The sequence below is a fragment of the Knoellia subterranea KCTC 19937 genome (assembly GCF_000768685.1).
In the GTDB taxonomy this organism is placed as follows: Bacteria; Actinomycetota; Actinomycetes; order Actinomycetales; family Dermatophilaceae; genus Knoellia; species Knoellia subterranea.
Window position 1 is genome coordinate 124,159 of sequence record NZ_AVPK01000005.1, and the last position, 17,122, is coordinate 141,280.

13 protein-coding genes and 2 tRNA genes are annotated in these 17,122 nt (G+C 69.1%); 12 read left to right on the forward strand and 3 right to left on the reverse strand.

Features of this window, described 5'->3' with window-relative positions; genetic code table 11:
• Positions 1-16 precede the first annotated feature (16 nt).
• On the forward strand, positions 17-1,462 hold the full coding sequence (locus N803_RS10060; protein WP_245617156.1) for a protealysin inhibitor emfourin: 1,446 nt from the start codon (positions 17-19) through the stop codon (positions 1,460-1,462).
• Here the strand turns inward: N803_RS10060 and N803_RS10065 are convergent.
• Positions 1,402-4,080, reverse strand: a complete 2,679-nt coding sequence (locus tag N803_RS10065) for an AMP-binding protein (RefSeq protein WP_052112137.1) — start codon at positions 4,078-4,080, stop codon at positions 1,402-1,404. The genes N803_RS10060 and N803_RS10065 overlap by 61 nt on opposite strands.
• A gap of 85 nt (positions 4,081-4,165) precedes the next feature.
• Here N803_RS10065 and N803_RS10070 point away from each other — a divergent pair, with 85 nt between their 5' ends.
• The 11 genes from N803_RS10070 (at position 4,166) to N803_RS10115 (ending at position 15,941) form a co-directional block, all read left to right on the forward strand.
• Positions 4,166-5,203 carry an extracellular solute-binding protein gene (locus tag N803_RS10070; protein ID WP_052112138.1) on the forward strand — a complete coding sequence of 346 codons (1,038 nt, stop codon included), beginning with the start codon at positions 4,166-4,168 and terminating at the stop codon, positions 5,201-5,203.
• Between the two features lie 46 nt (positions 5,204-5,249).
• Positions 5,250-6,959 carry an ABC transporter permease gene (locus N803_RS10075; RefSeq protein ID WP_052112139.1) on the forward strand — a complete coding sequence of 570 codons (1,710 nt, stop codon included), beginning with the start codon at positions 5,250-5,252 and terminating at the stop codon, positions 6,957-6,959.
• Positions 6,956-8,029 carry an ABC transporter ATP-binding protein gene (locus N803_RS10080; protein ID WP_035904807.1) on the forward strand — a complete coding sequence of 358 codons (1,074 nt, stop codon included), beginning with the start codon at positions 6,956-6,958 and terminating at the stop codon, positions 8,027-8,029. Before N803_RS10075 ends, N803_RS10080 begins: the two co-directional genes overlap by 4 nt.
• A 105-nt stretch (positions 8,030-8,134) precedes the next feature.
• The gene (locus tag N803_RS10085) at positions 8,135-8,599 is read left to right on the forward strand and encodes an acyl-CoA thioesterase (protein WP_052112140.1); all 465 of its coding nucleotides are present in this window, start codon (positions 8,135-8,137) and stop codon (positions 8,597-8,599) included.
• Between the two features lie 78 nt (positions 8,600-8,677).
• Complete coding sequence (locus N803_RS10090) at positions 8,678-9,400, forward strand: hypothetical protein (RefSeq protein WP_035904809.1); 723 nt, start codon at positions 8,678-8,680, stop codon at positions 9,398-9,400.
• Positions 9,401-9,676: 276 nt separating this feature from the next.
• Entirely contained in the window at positions 9,677-11,776 is a 2,100-nt protein-coding gene (gyrB, locus tag N803_RS10095; protein ID WP_084764397.1) for a DNA topoisomerase (ATP-hydrolyzing) subunit B, read from the forward strand.
• A gap of 345 nt (positions 11,777-12,121) precedes the next feature.
• Complete coding sequence (gyrA, locus tag N803_RS10100; RefSeq protein WP_035905076.1) at positions 12,122-14,800, forward strand: DNA gyrase subunit A; 2,679 nt, start codon at positions 12,122-12,124, stop codon at positions 14,798-14,800.
• Positions 14,797-15,345, forward strand: a complete 549-nt coding sequence (locus N803_RS10105; protein WP_035904815.1) for a DUF3566 domain-containing protein — start codon at positions 14,797-14,799, stop codon at positions 15,343-15,345. The genes gyrA and N803_RS10105 overlap by 4 nt, the downstream gene beginning before the upstream one ends.
• A 244-nt stretch (positions 15,346-15,589) precedes the next feature.
• A tRNA-Ile gene (locus N803_RS10110) sits at positions 15,590-15,666 on the forward strand.
• Positions 15,667-15,698: 32 nt separating this feature from the next.
• The gene (locus N803_RS18540) at positions 15,699-15,836 is read left to right on the forward strand and encodes a DLW-39 family protein (protein ID WP_169743075.1); all 138 of its coding nucleotides are present in this window, start codon (positions 15,699-15,701) and stop codon (positions 15,834-15,836) included.
• Between the two features lie 29 nt (positions 15,837-15,865).
• Positions 15,866-15,941: transfer RNA gene (locus tag N803_RS10115), tRNA-Ala, on the forward strand.
• A 230-nt stretch (positions 15,942-16,171) separates the two neighbouring features.
• Here the strand turns inward: N803_RS10115 and N803_RS10120 are convergent.
• Both N803_RS10120 and N803_RS10125 read right to left on the reverse strand, forming a co-directional pair.
• The gene (locus N803_RS10120) at positions 16,172-16,621 is read right to left on the reverse strand and encodes an SRPBCC family protein (RefSeq protein ID WP_052112141.1); all 450 of its coding nucleotides are present in this window, start codon (positions 16,619-16,621) and stop codon (positions 16,172-16,174) included.
• Positions 16,622-16,645: 24 nt separating this feature from the next.
• Positions 16,646-17,080, reverse strand: a complete 435-nt coding sequence (locus N803_RS10125) for a MarR family winged helix-turn-helix transcriptional regulator (protein WP_035904817.1) — start codon at positions 17,078-17,080, stop codon at positions 16,646-16,648.
• Positions 17,081-17,122: the final 42 nt, after the last annotated feature.

The following is a 17,122-nucleotide window of genomic DNA, read 5'->3' on the forward strand; positions in this document are numbered from 1 at the left end:
CGCACAGGATGGAGTCATGACGACACCACCCGCCCCCCGTCCCGAGCCGATGCGACCGCACGCCACGACTCCGGTGCGGTGCGGGATCGTGCCGCCCTACGTGTTGCAGGCACTCGCGACGTCGGGTGAGCCGCACCTCGAGGAGCGGGCCCGCGAAACACTTCGCCTCGACGCGCTCCGCTACGACCAGCACGCCCGCGAGCACACCCTCCGTGCCGATGCGCGACGCGTGAGTCGCAGCGCCACCCGCTCGACGACCGAGGCGCCGAACCGGATCGTCCATGACGCCGAGCACGGCACGACCCTGCCCGGCACCCAGGTGCGCGCGGAGGGTGCCCCGGCCACGGACGACACCGCGGTGAACGAGGCCTACGACGGACTGGGCGCTACCTGGGAACTCTGGCACGCGGCATACGGACGCAATTCTCTCGACGACCGCGGACTCGGCCTGATCGCGACGGTGCACTACAGCCGCGACTACGACAACGCGTTCTGGGACGGGACGCAGATGGTGTTCGGTGATGGCGACGGGCAGGTGTTCCTCGGGTTCACGCGCAGTCTCGACGTCATCGGGCACGAGTTGGCGCACGGCGTCACGCAATTCACGTCGGGGCTCGTCTACCAGGACCAGGCCGGTGCGCTCAACGAGCACATCTCCGACGTCTTCGGGGTCCTCGTCAAGCAGCGGGCCCTCGGCCAGAGCGCGGAGCAGTCGGACTGGCTCATCGGTGCCGAACTGCTGGCGCCCGGGGTCAAGGGGGTCGGGCTGCGTTCGATGAAGGCGCCGGGCACGGCCTACGACGACCCGCGTCTGGGCAAGGACCCGCAGCCCGGCCACATGCGTGACTTCGTCGTCACCGACGACGACAACGGTGGCGTCCACATCAACTCGGGCATCCCCAACCGCGCGTTCCACCTCGTCGCGACCACGCTGGGTGGCAACGCGTGGGAGGTGGCGGGTGCGATCTGGTACGCCGCGATCACCGGCGACATCAAGGCTGATTGCGACTTCGCGACCTTCGCCGCGCTCACCGAGGCGGCGGCCGAAGGGCTCCACGGTGCGGACTCGGCCGAGGTCGCAGCCGTGCGATCGGCCTGGCAGGAAGTCGGGGTCACCGACGCCGCGGCTCCCACCCCGCACCCCTCCGCGAACCCGGACACGGTTCCCGACCCGGCGACCGGACCGCAGCAGGTGCAGGTGCGCCGCACCGGAGGCTTCGCCGGCATCACGCGCGAACGTACCGTCGTCCTCGACGAGCTGCCCGAGATCGACGCCCTGGCCTGGCGCAGCCTTCTGGCGGGACCCGAGCCGCGGCTGCGGGAGTTCGCGGGTGGGACGCAGCAGCCGGACCGCTTCTGCTACGGCGTGAGCTGCGAGGCCCCGCCGCTGGACCTCACCCTTCAGGAACCGGCGCTTCCCACCACGGTGCGCGAGCTTTTCGACAGGACCCTCGAGGCCTGAGCTCCGACCCACCGGGCCAGTGGCTCGACGAGCGGTGCGGCGCCGCGCCAGGCGATCCAGCCGGTGAAGATCGCGACGACGGCACCGAGCGGGGTGTAGCCGACGCGACCCATCACCTCCCACTGGACGAGGTAGATGAAGAGTGACGCCGACGCGATCGGCACGACCAGCGGCACGACGAACGCGGGCACCCGCACCGACCGCACCCAGAGGAGGACGAGCAGCCCGACGGCGATCGTCGCCTCCCGCTCCGGGTCACCGAAGAATCCGGGGACGACGAGACCGATGTATGCCGTGAGCAGCCACCGTTGCCACCGCACCTCAGCGCGGGCCATGGCCCAGCCGAGGACGAAGAGCCACAGGACGACAAGAGGTCGACCGTGCTCGTGGTGCGACCCGACGTCGATGAGCCCGTACCGGAAGACGAGCCCCAGGACCGCGAGCCCCACCGGAAGGGCAAAGGGCCGTGCCCGCTCGAGCCGGTCGATGGCGGGGATGCTCAGCAGGACGGCGAGTCCGACGAGGAGGTGGACGACGGCCTCGATGAACCAGTAGCGCCACTGCGGGTGGACGTTGCTGCCACCGATCGAGGTGAGCAGGGCCGGGTTCCACCAGGAATACCGCTCGTCGACGAGGGTCAGCACCCCGATCCACACCGCGCTGGGCACCGCGATCCGGGTGACCGACTCCAGGATGTGGCTCACTCGCCCGACCCGGCCTTCCCCCGACAGTTGGAACCGGGCGAAGGCGTAGCCGGCGACCGCGAGCAGCATGTGCGCCCCACCGCGCACCTCGAGGACCCCGGCGTGGGTCAGGACGATGATCGCGATCGCCAGTCCACGCAGCACGACGGACGTCTCGAGCGTCCGGCCACGCAGCCACTCGGGCCAGCGCGAGGTGGGCGCCTCCTCGGTGGGCGCCGCGACGAGCTCGCGGATCGGGCGCGTGTGCCAGGACGCCGGCAGGGTGCCGAGCAGGCCCTCGAGCCGCACCGAGGCCTCGACGTAGGACAGCGAGTCCCCGCGCAGGGTGACGAACGAGTCGTCGAGCGTCGCGTCGGGGCGGTCGAGCAGGTCGGCGAAGAGTGCCCGGATCGCCTCCCCCGACTGATTGCCCCGGTGGGACACCCCGAGCGGGCCTTCGGCCGGCGAGACGTGTCCACCCGGGGCACTGAGTCGATCGGGGGTGGGGCAGGTCGGGTCACCGAACGCGTCGACCAGCGCAGCGAGCGCGGGTCGGTCGACCTTGCCCGAGGCGGTCCGCGGCACGTCGGTCACCTCGGTGACCACGACGGCCGCGCGCGGGACGGCATACCTCTCACTCACCTCGCGGCGCACCGCGGTGACGTCCCCACCCGGTGTCGCGAGCGCGACGAGGAGGCGGTCACCGCCGTCCATCACGTATGCCGTCCGCCCACCGTCAGCGAGTCCGCTCTCGACCCGATCGAGGTCGATGCGCAGGCCGCAGACCTTGGCGAAGCGACTGCGGCGGCCGACGATCTCGACGAGTCCGTCGGCGTCGAAGCGGGCGAGGTCGCCGGTGCGGAGTTCGCTGACCTCGGCTCCCCGCGCGAGGTCCGCGGGCACCTCGGCGTAGCCCAACATGACGTTGCCACCGCTGTAGACGAGCTCGCCGACACGGGCGGGAGCACCGTCCACGGGATCGAGGCGGAACGCTCCCCCGCGCACCGCGACACCGATCGCGGAGGGATGGGTCGCGGCCAAATGCGTTGGGAGAGTGGCCATCCGGGCGGTGGCCTCGGTCTGGCCGTACATGACGGCGAGCTCGAACCCGCGGTCGGCGCCGAGCTCGGCCCACCGCCGCACGGTCACCGGGTCCATCCGCCCGCCGGCCTGGGTGAGGAGGCGCAGACGCGGCAGGTCCATCGAGGCGAAGCCCGCCGCCTCGAGCAGGTCGTACGTGTAGGGCACGCCGGCCAGGATCGTGCCACCCGCCTTGCGGAACGCCTCCCAGAAGCACGTGTCGACGACGGAGAGGTCGGTGAGGAGCACCGAGGCCCCGACGGACAAGTGACTCAGCACGACGGAGAGGCCATAGCAGTACTGGAGCGGCAGCGTCGTCGCTGCGACGTCGTCGGCCGTGATGCCGAGGGCGTCGACGATCTGGCCGGAGTTGCAGTCGAGGTTGTCGCCGCTCAGCCGGACGAGCTTCGGCGATCCGGTGCTGCCGGACGTCGACATGAGCAGGGCCAGGTCGGGGTGGAGGTCGTGGGCCGTGCCCGGACGCCGCTCCTCGAGGACCTCCCCGCGGGCGATGACGTCGGGGTTCCACGACTCCCACCACGCCGACGCGCCGGCCTCGTGCGCCCCACCGGAACCTTGGGCTTCCGTTGGCGCACACAGGAGGACGGGGTGGCCGCCGGACAGGGCGGCGAGCAGGGTCACGATCGACTCGACGTCGTTGCTCGCCTCGAGCAGCACGAGCCGGGGAACCCGACCCAGCGCGGTCCGGCGCTCGTCCACGCGACCGGCGAGGACGGCATACGACATGGTCTCGAGACCGGACCGGCCCGCCCACCGCAGCGCGACAGCATCGCCGAAGGACCGCAGTCGGCCCACGAGGGCGACCCGGTTCGGCGTGGCGGCAACAGTGGTCACAGGCGCAGATGATAGAGGGATTTGGACAGGCTTACCTAACTCCGACAGAATGCACAGGTCAGCGTCACCCCGACCAGGAGTCCTCGTGCCCTCTCCTCGCTTCACGCGTGTCGCCCTCGCCGGTGCCGCCGCCCTGTCCGTCACTCTCCCGCTCGCCGGCTGCGGCGTGCTCGGCATCGGTGGCAGCAACGCCGACCTGCAGATCTACAGCGCGCGGCACTATGACCTCGAGGGCGCGTTCAAGGAGTTCCAGGACGAGACCGGCATCACCGTCGAGTTCATCTCGGGCAGTGACGCCGAGCTGCTCCAGAGGATCAAGGCCGAGGCCGCTGATGGTGAGGCCGACGTCTTCATGACGGTCGACGCCGGTGCGCTGTGGAATGCCGGGCAGGAGGGCGTCCTCAAGCCGATCGAGTCCGCCGCGCTCGCCGACGCCGTCCCCGCCGACCTGCGCGACAGCGGCAACCAGTGGTTCGGCCTCGCCATGCGTGCGCGCACCACGATGTACAACCCCGACAAGGTCAAGCCGACCGACTTCGACGCGACGAGCACCTACGCCGGCCTCGCCGACCCGAAGTGGAAGGACCGCCTCTGCATGCGCGACTCCACCTCGGCCTACACGCAGAGCCTCGTCGCCAGCCTCATCGGGCTCGACGGCTACGACAAGACGCTCGCCACGGTCAAGGGCTGGGTCGCCAACAACGTCGACATCAAGTCCAACGACGTCGAGCTGCTCAAGGCGATCGACGCCGGCACGTGCGACGTCGGCATCACCAACCACTACTACCTCGCCCGCGAGCTCAAGAAGAACGCCAACCTCAAGGTCACGCCGTTCTGGGCCTCGCAGGCGGGTGCTGGCACGCACGTCAACATCTCCGGCGCGGGCGTCGTCAAGACCTCCGACAACGCCGCCCAGGCGCAGCAGCTCATCGAGTGGCTCGCGACCAAGGGCCAGAGCTCGTTCGTCGACGGCAACCACGAGTACCCCGTCAACGAGTCGGTGAAGCCCGAGCCGGTCATCGCCGAGTTCGGCGAGTTCACACGCATGCCGCTCTCCGCCGAGGCCTACGGCTCCAAGAACGCCGACGCGGTCAAGCTGCTGTCCGAGGCCGGCTACAAGTGATCGGTCCGGTCACCAGGACCGCCATCGAATCGGCTCGCGAGCCGGGGTGACCCTCCCGAGCCGGATCGATGAGGCTCGCGAGAACCCAACGGGCTCGCGAGCCGGGTCGCGCACACCCCGAGTCACCGGAGCAGGTCGGCCGCGCTGGTCCGCAGTCGTCGTGCTCATCGCCGTCATCGTGTCGGTGCCGGTGGTGTCGGTGCTCGTTCAGGCGCTCGCGTCGGCCGGGTCGCTCAAACTGCCCGGTGACCTCGGCTCGATGGTCGTGCAGACCGTGGCTCTGCTGGCGCTCGTCGGACTCGGCACGACTGTCCTCGGCGTCGGGTTGGCCTGGCTCGTCACGGCCTATGACTTCCCCGGACGTCGCCTCTTCTCGTGGATGCTCGTCCTGCCCCTGGCCATGCCGGCCTATGTGCTCGGCTTCCTCTTCCTCTCGACGTTCGGACCGGCCGGTGCGCCGGCGCGGGCGTCGCGGTCGGTGTTCGGTGGGTCCGGTCTCGTCGAGGTGCTGTCGGGGTGGATGGGTGCCCCGGTCGTCCTGACCCTCACCCTCTATCCCTACGTGTATCTGTTGTCCCGAGCGGCCTTTCGCGGTCAGGGGCAGGCGACGTGGGACGCGGCGCGCATGCTCGGCGCCTCACCGTGGCGGGCGTTCCGCCAGGTGCTCCTCCCCCTCGCGCGCCCGGCCCTGGCCGGTGGCCTCGCCGTCGTCATGATGGAGACGCTGACCGACTTCGCCACCGTTCAGTACTTCGGGGTGCGCACCGTCTCGGTCGGTGTCTATCTCACCTGGAAGGGCACGTTCGACTTCGCGTCGGCCGCCCAACTGTCCGTGCTCGTGCTCGGCTTCGCGGTCCTCGTCCTGACCGCCGAACGACTCCTGCGTGGCGGCGCGCGCTATGACGCGCGCGGCTCGCACCGCCCGCCCGCGGCGCCGACCGTGCTGCAGGGGGCGGCCCGCTGGTGGGCCTTTGCCGCGTCGGCCGGTGTGCTCGCCGCCGGGTTCGTCCTCCCGGTCGTCCAGTTGCTGTGGTGGGCGGTCACCGCGACGGTGGCCGACTCATCGACGCTGTCGACGCAGCGCTTCGCCACGAACCTCACCAACAGCGCCGTGATGGCGGTGCTCGCGGCGCTCGCGTGCGTCGCCCTCGCGCTGCTGCTCACGCACGGGGTGCGCATGACCGGTGGTCGCCTCGCCCGCGCGGCCGCACAGTTGACGACTTTCGGGTATGCCGTGCCGGGCGCCGTGATCGGTATCGGCGTCCTTGTCTCCTTCGCGGCTCTCGATCGATGGCTCGAGGCAGCCGGGGTGCCGGGTGGAACGGGGCTCGTCATCACCGGTTCGGTCCTGGGCATTCTGGCGAGTTACGTCGTGAGGTTCCTGGCGCCGGCATACCAAGCAGTCGACGCCAGCTTCGCCACGATCTCTCCGTCGGTCACGAACTCGGCCTTCTCGCTGGGCGCCTCGCCGCTGCGGGTGCTGCGCCGCGTCCACCTGCCCATGTCGCGGTCGGGCATCGCCGTGGCACTCGTCCTCGTCGCCGTCGATGCCGTGAAAGAGTTGCCCCTCGTGCTGCTCCTGCGTCCCTTCGGCTTCACCACCGTGTCGGTGTGGGTCTATGAGCTGGCCAACGAGAACTTCTGGGAGCAGGCGGCGCTGCCCGCCCTTCTCATCGTGGCGCTCGCCATCGTGCCGGTGTGGTTCCTCGTCCGTCAGGTGCGCCTCGCCGAGCCGCACCGGCAGGTGATCCCGTGACCGCCGCCGTCGTCCTCGAGGGCGTCGCGAAGGCGTACGCCGAGACCCCCGCCGTCCGAGGCCTCGACCTGTCCGTCGAGCAGGGCGAGATCCTCGCGCTCATCGGGCCGTCCGGCTGCGGCAAGTCGACGCTGCTGCGCCTCGTCGCCGGACTGGAACGGCCCGATGCCGGAACCGTTCGCGTCGGTGGTGACACCGTGGCCGGCGCCGGGTCGTGGGTTCCTCCGGAGAAGCGCCGGGTCGGGCTCGTCTTCCAGGAGCACGCGCTCTTCCCGCACCTGCGCGTCGCGGACAACATCGGCTTCGGCCTCGACGGGATGACGCGCGCCGAGCAGAGCTCGCGGGTCGCCGAGGTCCTCGACCTCGTTCACCTGCCGCACGTCGCCGACCGCTATCCGCACGAGCTGTCCGGCGGTGAGCAGCAGCGCATCGCCCTGGCTCGGGCGCTGGCTCCCCGGCCGGCGGTCGTGCTGCTCGACGAGCCCTTCTCGTCACTCGACGAGTCGCTGCGGGCACGGGTCCGCACGGACACCGTCGACGTGCTGCGCGCCACTGGGACCACAGCCATCCTCGTGACCCACGACCAGAACGAAGCACTCACCGTGGGTGACCGCATCGGCGTCATGCGCGACGGCGTGCTCGAGCAATTCGGTTCTCCCGAGGCCGTTTTCGAGCGCCCGGTGAGTCGGTTCGTGGCGTCGTTCATGGGTGACGCGGACTTCCTTCCCGCGTCGCTCGGGGACTCAGGTTTGGTGTGCGAACTCGGCCCGGTCTCGACCCGCACCGACGTGGAGACGGCCGAGGTCGTGCTGCGTCCTCACGAGGTCGCCCTCCGTCCGAGAGTTGCGTCCTCCGACGGGGTGCCCGGATTGACGCCGCCTCCCCTGGGTGTGGTGACGCGGGTCGAGTACCACGGCGCCTTCGTCCTGCACACGGTCCGGCTCGCGTCGGGAGCCACCCTCCGCTCGTGGCAGCCGCACTCGGTCCGTCACCCGGTCGGCACGCAGCTCGAGGTCGCGCTCGTGCCCGGCATCGTGCCCAGCCTCCTCGTCGGCGACCACACGGTCTGAGCCCCACCCGCCCCCACATTTGCTCCCCATGAGGGAACGTGAGGGTCCGGAGGGTTGATTACCCTCCGGACCCTTCACCTTTCATCCGGTCATACCCTGAGCACCATGACCTCGGACACCGGCACGGCCGCCGACCCACGCCTGCTGAGACGGTCGGACTTCCCGGAGTTCCAACAGGTGACGACGCGCTGGGCCGACAACGACATGTACGGCCACCTCAACAACGCCGTCTATTACGAGCTGTTCGACGCCGTCCTCAACGCGTGGTTGATCCGGGAGACCGGGACCGACGAGGTGTCGACGCCGACGCTGGGGGTGGTGGCGGAGTCGTCGTGCCGCTTCTACCAGGAGCTGGCGTACCCGGAGCCGATCGACGTCGGAGTGCGGGTCGAGCGCATCGGCACCAAGAGCGTGACCTTCGCGTTCGGGCTGTTCGCCGAGGGCAGTGACGAGATCGCGGCGCACGGGTTGTGGGCGCAGGTCTACATCGACCGGGCGCAGCGGAACTCGGTCCCCATCCCGGACGACGTCCGCGCCGTGGCCGAGCGCGCACTCGCCGCCCAAACCTGAACCGTGGCGGTGTTCGGCGGTCGCACAGCCCAGCGTGGCTGCCGAGTCACACCAGTCACTCCCGTTACGCTGGCTCGCATGATGTCCCGGGGATCGGTCCTGTCCACGCGCCTGACCCGCGTCGCGGCACCACTGCTGCTGGCGACGCTCGCGCTGAGCGCCTGCTCCGACGATGAACCGTCGACGGCATCGTCCCCGTCGACCTCGACGAGCACGACCGACGCGTCCTCTCCCAGCCCGTCGACGAGCACCACGAGCGCCAGCCCCACCGTGACCACCACGACGTCCCCAAGCGCCACGTCCACGCCGACCACCGGTGGGACAGCTGCGCCCAGCCAGACGTCCGCCCCGACCAAGGCGTCGTGCGCCGCGGCAGGGGTCGCGGCGCCCAACACCTCCGGCATGTCGGCCGCAGCTGCCGCCAAGGCCAAGCGGATCCACGCGGCCGCCAAGGCCTGTGACGCTGCGACCCTCATCGCCCTGGCGAAGGCCGACCAGACTGGTCTGGCCGGCGAAAAGCCGCCGAACCTCGTCTTCACGGCGAACGCCCCCCAGAACTACGTCGCGCTCGCGACCCTGCTCACGATGCAGCCGACCGAGACCTTCGACGGCACGATCCAGCCCCGGGTCTTCTCCGAGCGCTACGCCGAGGACGACGCCGAGTGGGACAAGGTCATCAAGGCCGGGGTCGTGACGCGTGCGGCGGCGAACCAGATGCGCCTCAACGACGGCGGCTACACCGGCTACCGGGTCGGTCTCGCCAGTGACGGCACCTGGACCTTCTTCACCACCGGCCGCTGACCTTCCGGCGAGCCGAAAACGCGCCTCAGACGCCCTGAGAGGGGTGGGGGGCGTATGCCGGGTCCAGACCACGGGTGAAAACACGAGAAAAGTGGGTTCTCGGGCCTCCACAGGCGTGCGCTGACGGCCCTGACGGGTAAACTTGCGGGTGAACGTCGCGCCCAGGGCGAATTCCCGCCCCGGGCGCGCGGCATGAGCCACACCAGCTGAAGGAGCACCGTGCCGAGCACGCCCGACGACAACAGCATCGAGACGCCGGAGACCACCGCAGACGCGGTGACCGACCCGACCGGCACCGGCCCCGAGGGGGGAGCCGACCCCACGGACGCGAGCGCGCCCGGCGAGACGCCGGCCGCCCCGGTCCGCAGCTCGTCCGCGGTCGACGACGACACGGCATACGACGCGTCTGCAATCCAGGTGCTCGAGGGTCTCGAAGCGGTGCGCAAACGTCCCGGTATGTACATCGGGTCCACCGGCGAGCGCGGCCTGCACCACCTCGTGTGGGAAATCGTCGACAACGCGGTGGACGAGCGCCTCGCCGGCTACGCCGACACGATTGACGTCACGCTCCTCGCCGACGGCGGAGTGCGGGTGTCCGACAACGGCCGTGGCATCCCGACGGGCATGAACGAGGCCTACGGCATCTCCACCGTCGAGCTCGTCCTCACCCAGCTCCACGCCGGTGGCAAGTTCGGCGGTGGCGGATACAAGGTCTCCGGTGGACTCCACGGCGTCGGATCGTCCGTCGTCAACGCCCTCTCGACCCGCGTCGTGGCCGAGATCAAGCAGCTCGGGCACGTGTGGCGGATGGAGTTCGACCACGGCGAGCGCGTCGCCCCGCTCGAGAAGCAGGAGGCGACCGACGAGACCGGCACGACGATCACGTTCTGGGCCGACGGCGACATCTTCGAGACGACGACCTACGACTACGAGACGATCCGCGCCCGCTTCCAGCAGATGGCCTTCCTCAACAAGGGCCTGACGATCAACCTCGTCGACGAGCGGATCGAGGAGGCCCCGGCGGACTCCGTGGACGAGAGCGCGGCCGACGAGGTCGAGGGCAACGACGAGCGCAAGCGCACCGTCTCCTACCGCTACGACAACGGGATCGTCGACTACGTCACCCACCTCGTGGCGAGCAAGAAGTCCGACCCCGTCCACCCCGACATCATCAGCATCGAGGTCGAGGACGAGACCCGTAGCCTGAGCCTCGAGCTCGCCATGCAGTGGACCGGCGCCTACAGCGAGTCGGTCCACACCTACGCCAACACGATCAACACCCACGAGGGCGGCACCCACGAAGAGGGCTTCCGCGCCGCGCTGACGAAGATGATCAACGACTTCGCGCGCAAGCAGAACCAGCTCAAGGAGAAGGACGAGAACCTCACCGGCGACGACGTCCGCGAGGGTCTCACCGCCGTCATCTCCGTCAAGCTCGGCGAGCCGCAGTTCGAGGGCCAGACCAAGACCAAGCTCGGCAACTCCGAGGTCAAGGGCTTCGTCCAGCGCGCCATGACCGACTCGTTCGGTGACTGGCTCGAGCGCCACCCCAACGAGGGCAAGGAGATCGTCCGCAAGGCGATCCAGGCGGCGACCGCCCGCATGGCCGCGCGCAAGGCCCGCGAGGCCACCCGCAAGCGTGTCCTGGAGTCCGGCGGACTGCCCGGCAAGCTGCGCGACTGCCAGGCCAAGGACCCGGCCGTCTCCGAGGTCTTCATTGTCGAGGGTGACTCCGCCGGTGGTTCCGCCGTCCGCGGTCGCAACCCGCACACGCAGGCGATCCTCCCGATCCGAGGCAAGATCCTCAACGTCGAACGCGCCCGCCTCGACAAGGCCCTCGCCAACCAGGAGGTCCAGGCGCTCATCTCCGCCTTCGGCACCGGCATCGGCGAGGACTTCGACCTCGAGAAGGCTCGCTATCACAAGATCGTCCTCATGGCCGATGCCGACGTCGACGGCATGCACATCCGCACGCTGCTGCTGACGCTGCTCTTCCGCTTCATGAAGCCGCTCATCGAGGCCGGCTACGTCTACCTCGCCCAGCCGCCGCTCTATCGCCTCAAGTGGAGCAACTCCGCGCACGAGTTCGCCTTCACCGATCGCGAGCGTGACGCGCTCGTCGCCGAGGGCCAGAGCAAGGGTCGCCGCCTCCCGAAGGACAACGGCATCCAGCGCTACAAGGGTCTCGGTGAGATGGACTACCAGGAGCTGTGGGAGACCACGATGGACCCCGAGAACCGGATCCTCCTCCAGGTCACCCTCGACGACGCGGCCGCCGCCGACGAGATCTTCTCGATCCTCATGGGCGAGGACGTCGAGTCGCGGCGCGGCTTCATTCAGCGCAACGCTCGCGACGTGCGTTTCTTGGATATCTGATCGGTATGCCGTCCGGTCGCCTCGCAGACGAACGTCTTGTTCGCCGCAGTCCCATCCGCGCTGCGCGCGCTGAGCGCGCTCCGCGCTCCCGCCAGGCCCAGCCAGCGGCGAACAAGACGTTCATCTGCTCCACCGAACGGCACCCTCCCAGCGTGGTTGCGTTCGAAACGCACGCTGCTCGACTCCCGGGCCATGGCGTGACTCGACTTTCGCTCGAACTGAACTTCGCGGCATACGCCGCCTGAATTGCACTGAAGGACAAGGGAACTGATGGCTGACGACATTGATGGCACGGACGAGAACGGTGTCGAGGACGCGGAAGCGCCCAACGAACTGGGATCGGTGATGCACGATCGGTCGCCCGGCGAGAGTGACCGGGTCGAGCCGATCGACCTCAACACCGAGATGCAGCGCAGCTACATCGAGTACGCCATGAGCGTCATCGTGAGTCGCGCGCTGCCCGACGTGCGCGACGGGTTGAAGCCGGTGCACCGCCGTGTGCTCTACGCGATGTACGACGGCGGCTACCGCCCCGATCGCGGGTTCAACAAGTGCAGCCGTGTCGTCGGTGACGTCATGGGTCAGTACCACCCGCACGGTGACAGCGCGATCTACGACGCGTTGGTGCGACTCGTCCAGGACTGGTCGCTGCGCTATCCGCTCGTGCAGGGGCAGGGCAACTTCGGCAGCCCGGGCGATGACCCGGCCGCCGCGCCGCGATACACCGAGTGCCGCATGGCGCCGCTGTCGATGGAGATGGTTCGCGACATCGACGAGGACACCGTCGACTTCGCCCCCAACTACGACGGCAAGACGCTCGAGCCGACGGTGCTGCCGGCGCGCTTCCCGAACCTGCTCGTCAACGGCTCCGCCGGCATCGCGGTCGGCATGGCGACTCAGATCCCGCCGCACAACCTGCGCGAGGTCGCCGACGCCGCCCAGTGGATGCTGGACAACCCCGAGGCCAGCCGTGACGAGGCGCTCGAGCAGATCATGGCCCGCATCAAGGGCCCGGACTTCCCCACCGGCGCGCTCATCATGGGCAAGCGCGGCATCGAGGACGCCTACCGGACCGGGCGCGGGTCGATCATCATGCGCGCCGTCGTCGAGGTCGAGGAGATCCAGGGGCGCCAGTGCCTCGTCGTCTCCGAGCTGCCCTACCAGGTCAACCCCGACAGCCTCGCGCAGAAGATCGCCGAGCTCGTCAAGGACGGCCGCCTCCAGGGCATCGCCGACATCCGTGACGAGACGTCCGGACGCACCGGCCAGCGCCTCGTCATCGTGCTCAAGCGTGACGCCGTCGCCAAGGTCGTGCTCAACAACCTCTACAAGCACACGCAGCTCCAGACGAACTTCGGCGCCAACATGCTCGCCCTCGTCGACGGGGTGCCGCGCACGCTGCCGATCGATGCGTTCATCCGGCACTGGGTCGACCACCAGATCGATGTCATCCAGCGGCGCACGGCCTACCGGCTCAAGAAGGCCGAAGAAGAGATCCACATCCTGCGGGGCTACCTCAAGGCCCTCGACATGCTCGACGAGGTCATCGCCCTCATCCGGCGCAGCCCCACCGTCGAGGAGGCCCGCGAAGGCCTCATGGAACTCCTCGACGTCGATGAGATCCAGGCCCGCGCGATCCTCAACCTCCAGCTGCGTCGCCTCGCGGCCCTGGAGCGCCAGAAGATCATCGAGGAGCACGACGCGATCCAGACCCGGATCGAGGACTACAAGGACATCCTCGCCAAGCCCGAGCGTCAGCGGACCATCGTCTCCGAGGAGCTCGCCGACATCGTCGAGAAGTTCGGCGACGAGCGGCGCACCATGATCCACGGCTACGACGGTGACGTCTCCATGGAGGACCTCATCCCCGAGGAGGACGTGGTCGTCACGATCACCCGGGGTGGCTACGCCAAGCGCACCAAGGTCGACGCCTACCGCTCGCAGAAGCGTGGCGGCAAGGGCGTCAAGGGTGCCCAGCTGCGTGGCGAGGACGTCGTGGCGCACTTCTTCACGACGACGTCGCACCACTGGCTGCTCTTCTTCACCAACCTCGGTCGGGTCTACCGCGCCAAGGCATATGAGCTGCCCGACGCAGGCCGCGACTCCAAGGGCCAGCACGTCGCGAACATCATGGCGTTCCAGCCGGACGAGCACATCGCCCAGGTTCTGGCTCTCAAGGACTACGAGCAGTCGCCCTACCTCGTCCTCGCGACGAAGAACGGCCTCGTCAAGAAGACGCCGCTGTCGCAGTACGACTCGCCGCGCACCGGTGGCCTCATCGCCGTCAACCTGCGCGACGAGGACGAGCTCGTGGCCGCCGGCATGACCTCGAGCACCGACGACCTCCTGCTCGTCTCGAAGAAGGGCAAGTCGGCACGCTTCCACGCCGACGACGCGACGTTGCGCCCCATGGGTCGCTCGACCTCCGGTGTCACCGGCATGAAGTTTGTCGGGGACGACTCGCTGCTGGCCATGTCGGTCATCGAGGAGGGTACCGACCCCGACGTCTTCGTCGTCTTCGAGTCGGGCCTGGCCAAGCGTTCCAAGGCGTCGGAGTGGACCGTCAAGGGCCGCGCGATCCAGGGCGTCACCGTCGCCAAGCTCACCGAGAAGGGCGGCGACCTCGTCGGTGCCCTCACGGTCAGCGAGGACGACGAGGTCATGGTCGTCTTCGAGCGCGGCAACATCGTCCGCTCGCGCGTCGACGAGGTCCGGCTCACAGGTCGCAACACGGCCGGTGTCTGGTTCGCCAAGCCCGGCAAGAACGACCCCATCGTCGGTGTCGCTCGCAACGCCGAGAAGGCCGTCGAGGAAGAGGTGGCCGAGGCCGACGCCGAGGGTGTGTCCCCCGTCGACGGTGCGCCGGTGACCGACGAGACCGCTGATGGGGCCGCCGCCGACACGTCCACACCCACAGGAACGAAGGATGACCTCGGCGCGGCCGATGGCGTACCGTCGGTGGACAAGGCCGTCACCGCAGGTGACGACGCGGTCGACGCAGAGGGTGACGGAGGCGACGAGTGAGCACGGCAGACCAGGCAGGTACTTCGATGCGATCGGCGTCGGGTTCCCCAGCCGAGTCCACGCGCCCCCTGTCGCGGGTGCAGAACGAGGCGGTGCCCAACGGCGCCCTCACGAATGGCGCGCCCGCTGACCAGACACCGCGCCCGGCGGCGTCGGCCCCGGCGCCCGCACCTCGCGGCACGGGTCGTCGTGTCCGCCTGACCGTCTCGCGCGTCGACCCGTGGTCGGCGATGAAGATGTCGTTCCTGCTGTCCGTGGCCCTCGGCATCGCCGGCGTCGTCATGGTCGCCGTGCTCTGGATGATCCTCAAGGGCATGGGTGTCTTCGACGAGGTCAACGGCCTGGTCGGTCAGATCATCTCCGAGGGCGACAACACCTTCGACATCATGGACTTCCTCGGCTTCGGCCGGGTCGTCTCGCTGGCGATCGTCGTCGGCGTCATCGACGTCATCCTCATGACGGCGCTCGCGACGCTGGCCGCGTTCCTCTACAACGTGTCGAGCAGCCTCGTCGGCGGTCTCCAGCTGACCCTCACCGACGACTGACCCCATCCGCCTCACGTTTTACGGGGCACCCGCTAAACGGGTCCGGAACAAGGGAACTGTTCCCTTGTTCCGGACCCGTTTCCCATGTGTGGACCAGCACAACCTTCCGGTATGCCGTCCGCTCGCCCGAGGCGACCGCCTCCCGTTCCCGGGCCGGCCGGCATACCGTTTTGGTTGTGGCGCGGAGCGTGGGGTAACCTCGTCTCTCGCGTCGCCGTGAAGGTGACGCCGCCGGATTGGCGACGGGCCTATAGCTCAGACGGTTAGAGCGCTTCCCTGATAAGGAAGAGGCCAGAGGTTCAAGTCCTCTTAGGCCCACCATCCGATCCTCGACCCACCAGGTGGTGCACCCCGTGAAGAAGGTCCTCTTCGTCGTCCTGACCGCTCTCACGGCGGGCGTGGTCAAGAAGAAGCTCGATGCCCAGGGCGCCGACCAGCGCCTGTGGGCCGAGGCCACCGACTCGGGTTCGGGTTCGGACAGCACAAACTGAAACACCCGGCGGTGCGCAGGCGCCGTCACGGGGCCTTGGCGCAATTGGTAGCGCACCTGCTTTGCAAGCAGGGGGTTAGGGGTTCGAGTCCCCTAGGCTCCACCACCGGTCAGAGGCCGTTTCCCGCGAGGGGGACGGCCTCTTCCCATGTCGGCTCCGTGATGCCGTCTGCGCCGGTCGGCGGCGCGCTGGATCTCAACATCTGCGCCGGTCGCGCGACCGGCGCAGACCGTGGTGACCGGTGCAGCCATGCGAGCGCCGGTCACCAACCTGAGCGCCGGTCGCGCGACCGGCGCAGATGTGGGCCGACCGGGACGCGCGCGGCAACGTGGGCCTTAGGCCTCGAGGTGGTGCTTGAGGGGAACGAGGATGGTGTCGCGCTCGGCCTCGATGCGGCGGATGAGCAGGTGCCTCATGATCCCGACTGGACCATGGCCGGTGAACCACAGCCGGTAGTCGACCCGGGTGCCACGGTCCTGTGGCGCGAACCCGAAGACCACGTTCACCCGGACCGGACCCGTCGTGCCGCGGACGCCGTAGCTCTTGCCCGGCACGGCATCGGTCACCTCCCAGTCGAACCGCCGGACGCGGCCCATGATCCGTGCCGCGTCCCACCCTCGGGAGCCCACGCGCTGCGGGCCCGGCGTGTCCAGTCCCGCGTCGACGATGTCGGCACGCCACTCCGGGAGGCGCTCGATGTCCGTCGCGTAGTCATACACGTCCTGCGGACTGCGGGCGATGACGATGCTGGTCTCGACGGTTCTGGTGTCTGCGGTTCCGGGCATGCTGTCCTCCTGAATTCGATGACCTCACAGGTAGGGGTCGGTGATCTCCCGCAGGGACTCGAGGGCGCTGCGCAGTTCCGCCATGCGCTGGGCGCCCAGGTGGGCCTCCCACTCGGCCTCGATCGCCCGCTCCTCCGCGTGGGCAACGGGTTCGAAGGGCGCAGCCTTCGACGTGGGTCGCACGAGCCGGGCCCGGCCGTCGGTCGGGTCGGGGACGCGCTCCACCCACCCGGCGGCCTCGAGCTTGTCGACGAGGGCGGTGGCGGTCTGCTTGGCGATCTGGGCCCGCTCGGCAAGGACACTCAGCCGGGTCCCCTCGACGTCGATGTTCATGACGAGCTTCATCTGGGCGTCACTGACACCCTCGAGCCCGGCCTGGCGCAACACGCCGAAGATCCGGTCCATGGCGTAGCGCGACGCGATGAACATGAGCAGTGCCGTCGGGAGCTGACGTTCCATCACGCCTCTTCACATAGTCCTACGGTCGTACTAATATTAGTA

Bases quoted from the DNA above. Each gene is read 5' to 3' on its own strand.
- gyrA (WP_035905076.1), top strand. From the start codon at position 12,122: ATGCACGATCGGTCGCCCGGCGAGAGTGACCGGGTCGAGCCGATCGAC.
- N803_RS10090 (WP_035904809.1), top strand. From the start codon at position 8,678: ATGATGTCCCGGGGATCGGTCCTGTCCACGCGCCTGACCCGCGTCGCG.
- N803_RS10060 (WP_245617156.1), top strand. From the start codon at position 17: ATGACGACACCACCCGCCCCCCGTCCCGAGCCGATGCGACCGCACGCC.
- N803_RS10120 (WP_052112141.1), bottom strand. From the start codon at position 16,621: ATGCCCGGAACCGCAGACACCAGAACCGTCGAGACCAGCATCGTCATC.
- N803_RS10085 (WP_052112140.1), top strand. From the start codon at position 8,135: ATGACCTCGGACACCGGCACGGCCGCCGACCCACGCCTGCTGAGACGG.
- N803_RS10125 (WP_035904817.1), bottom strand. From the start codon at position 17,080: ATGGAACGTCAGCTCCCGACGGCACTGCTCATGTTCATCGCGTCGCGC.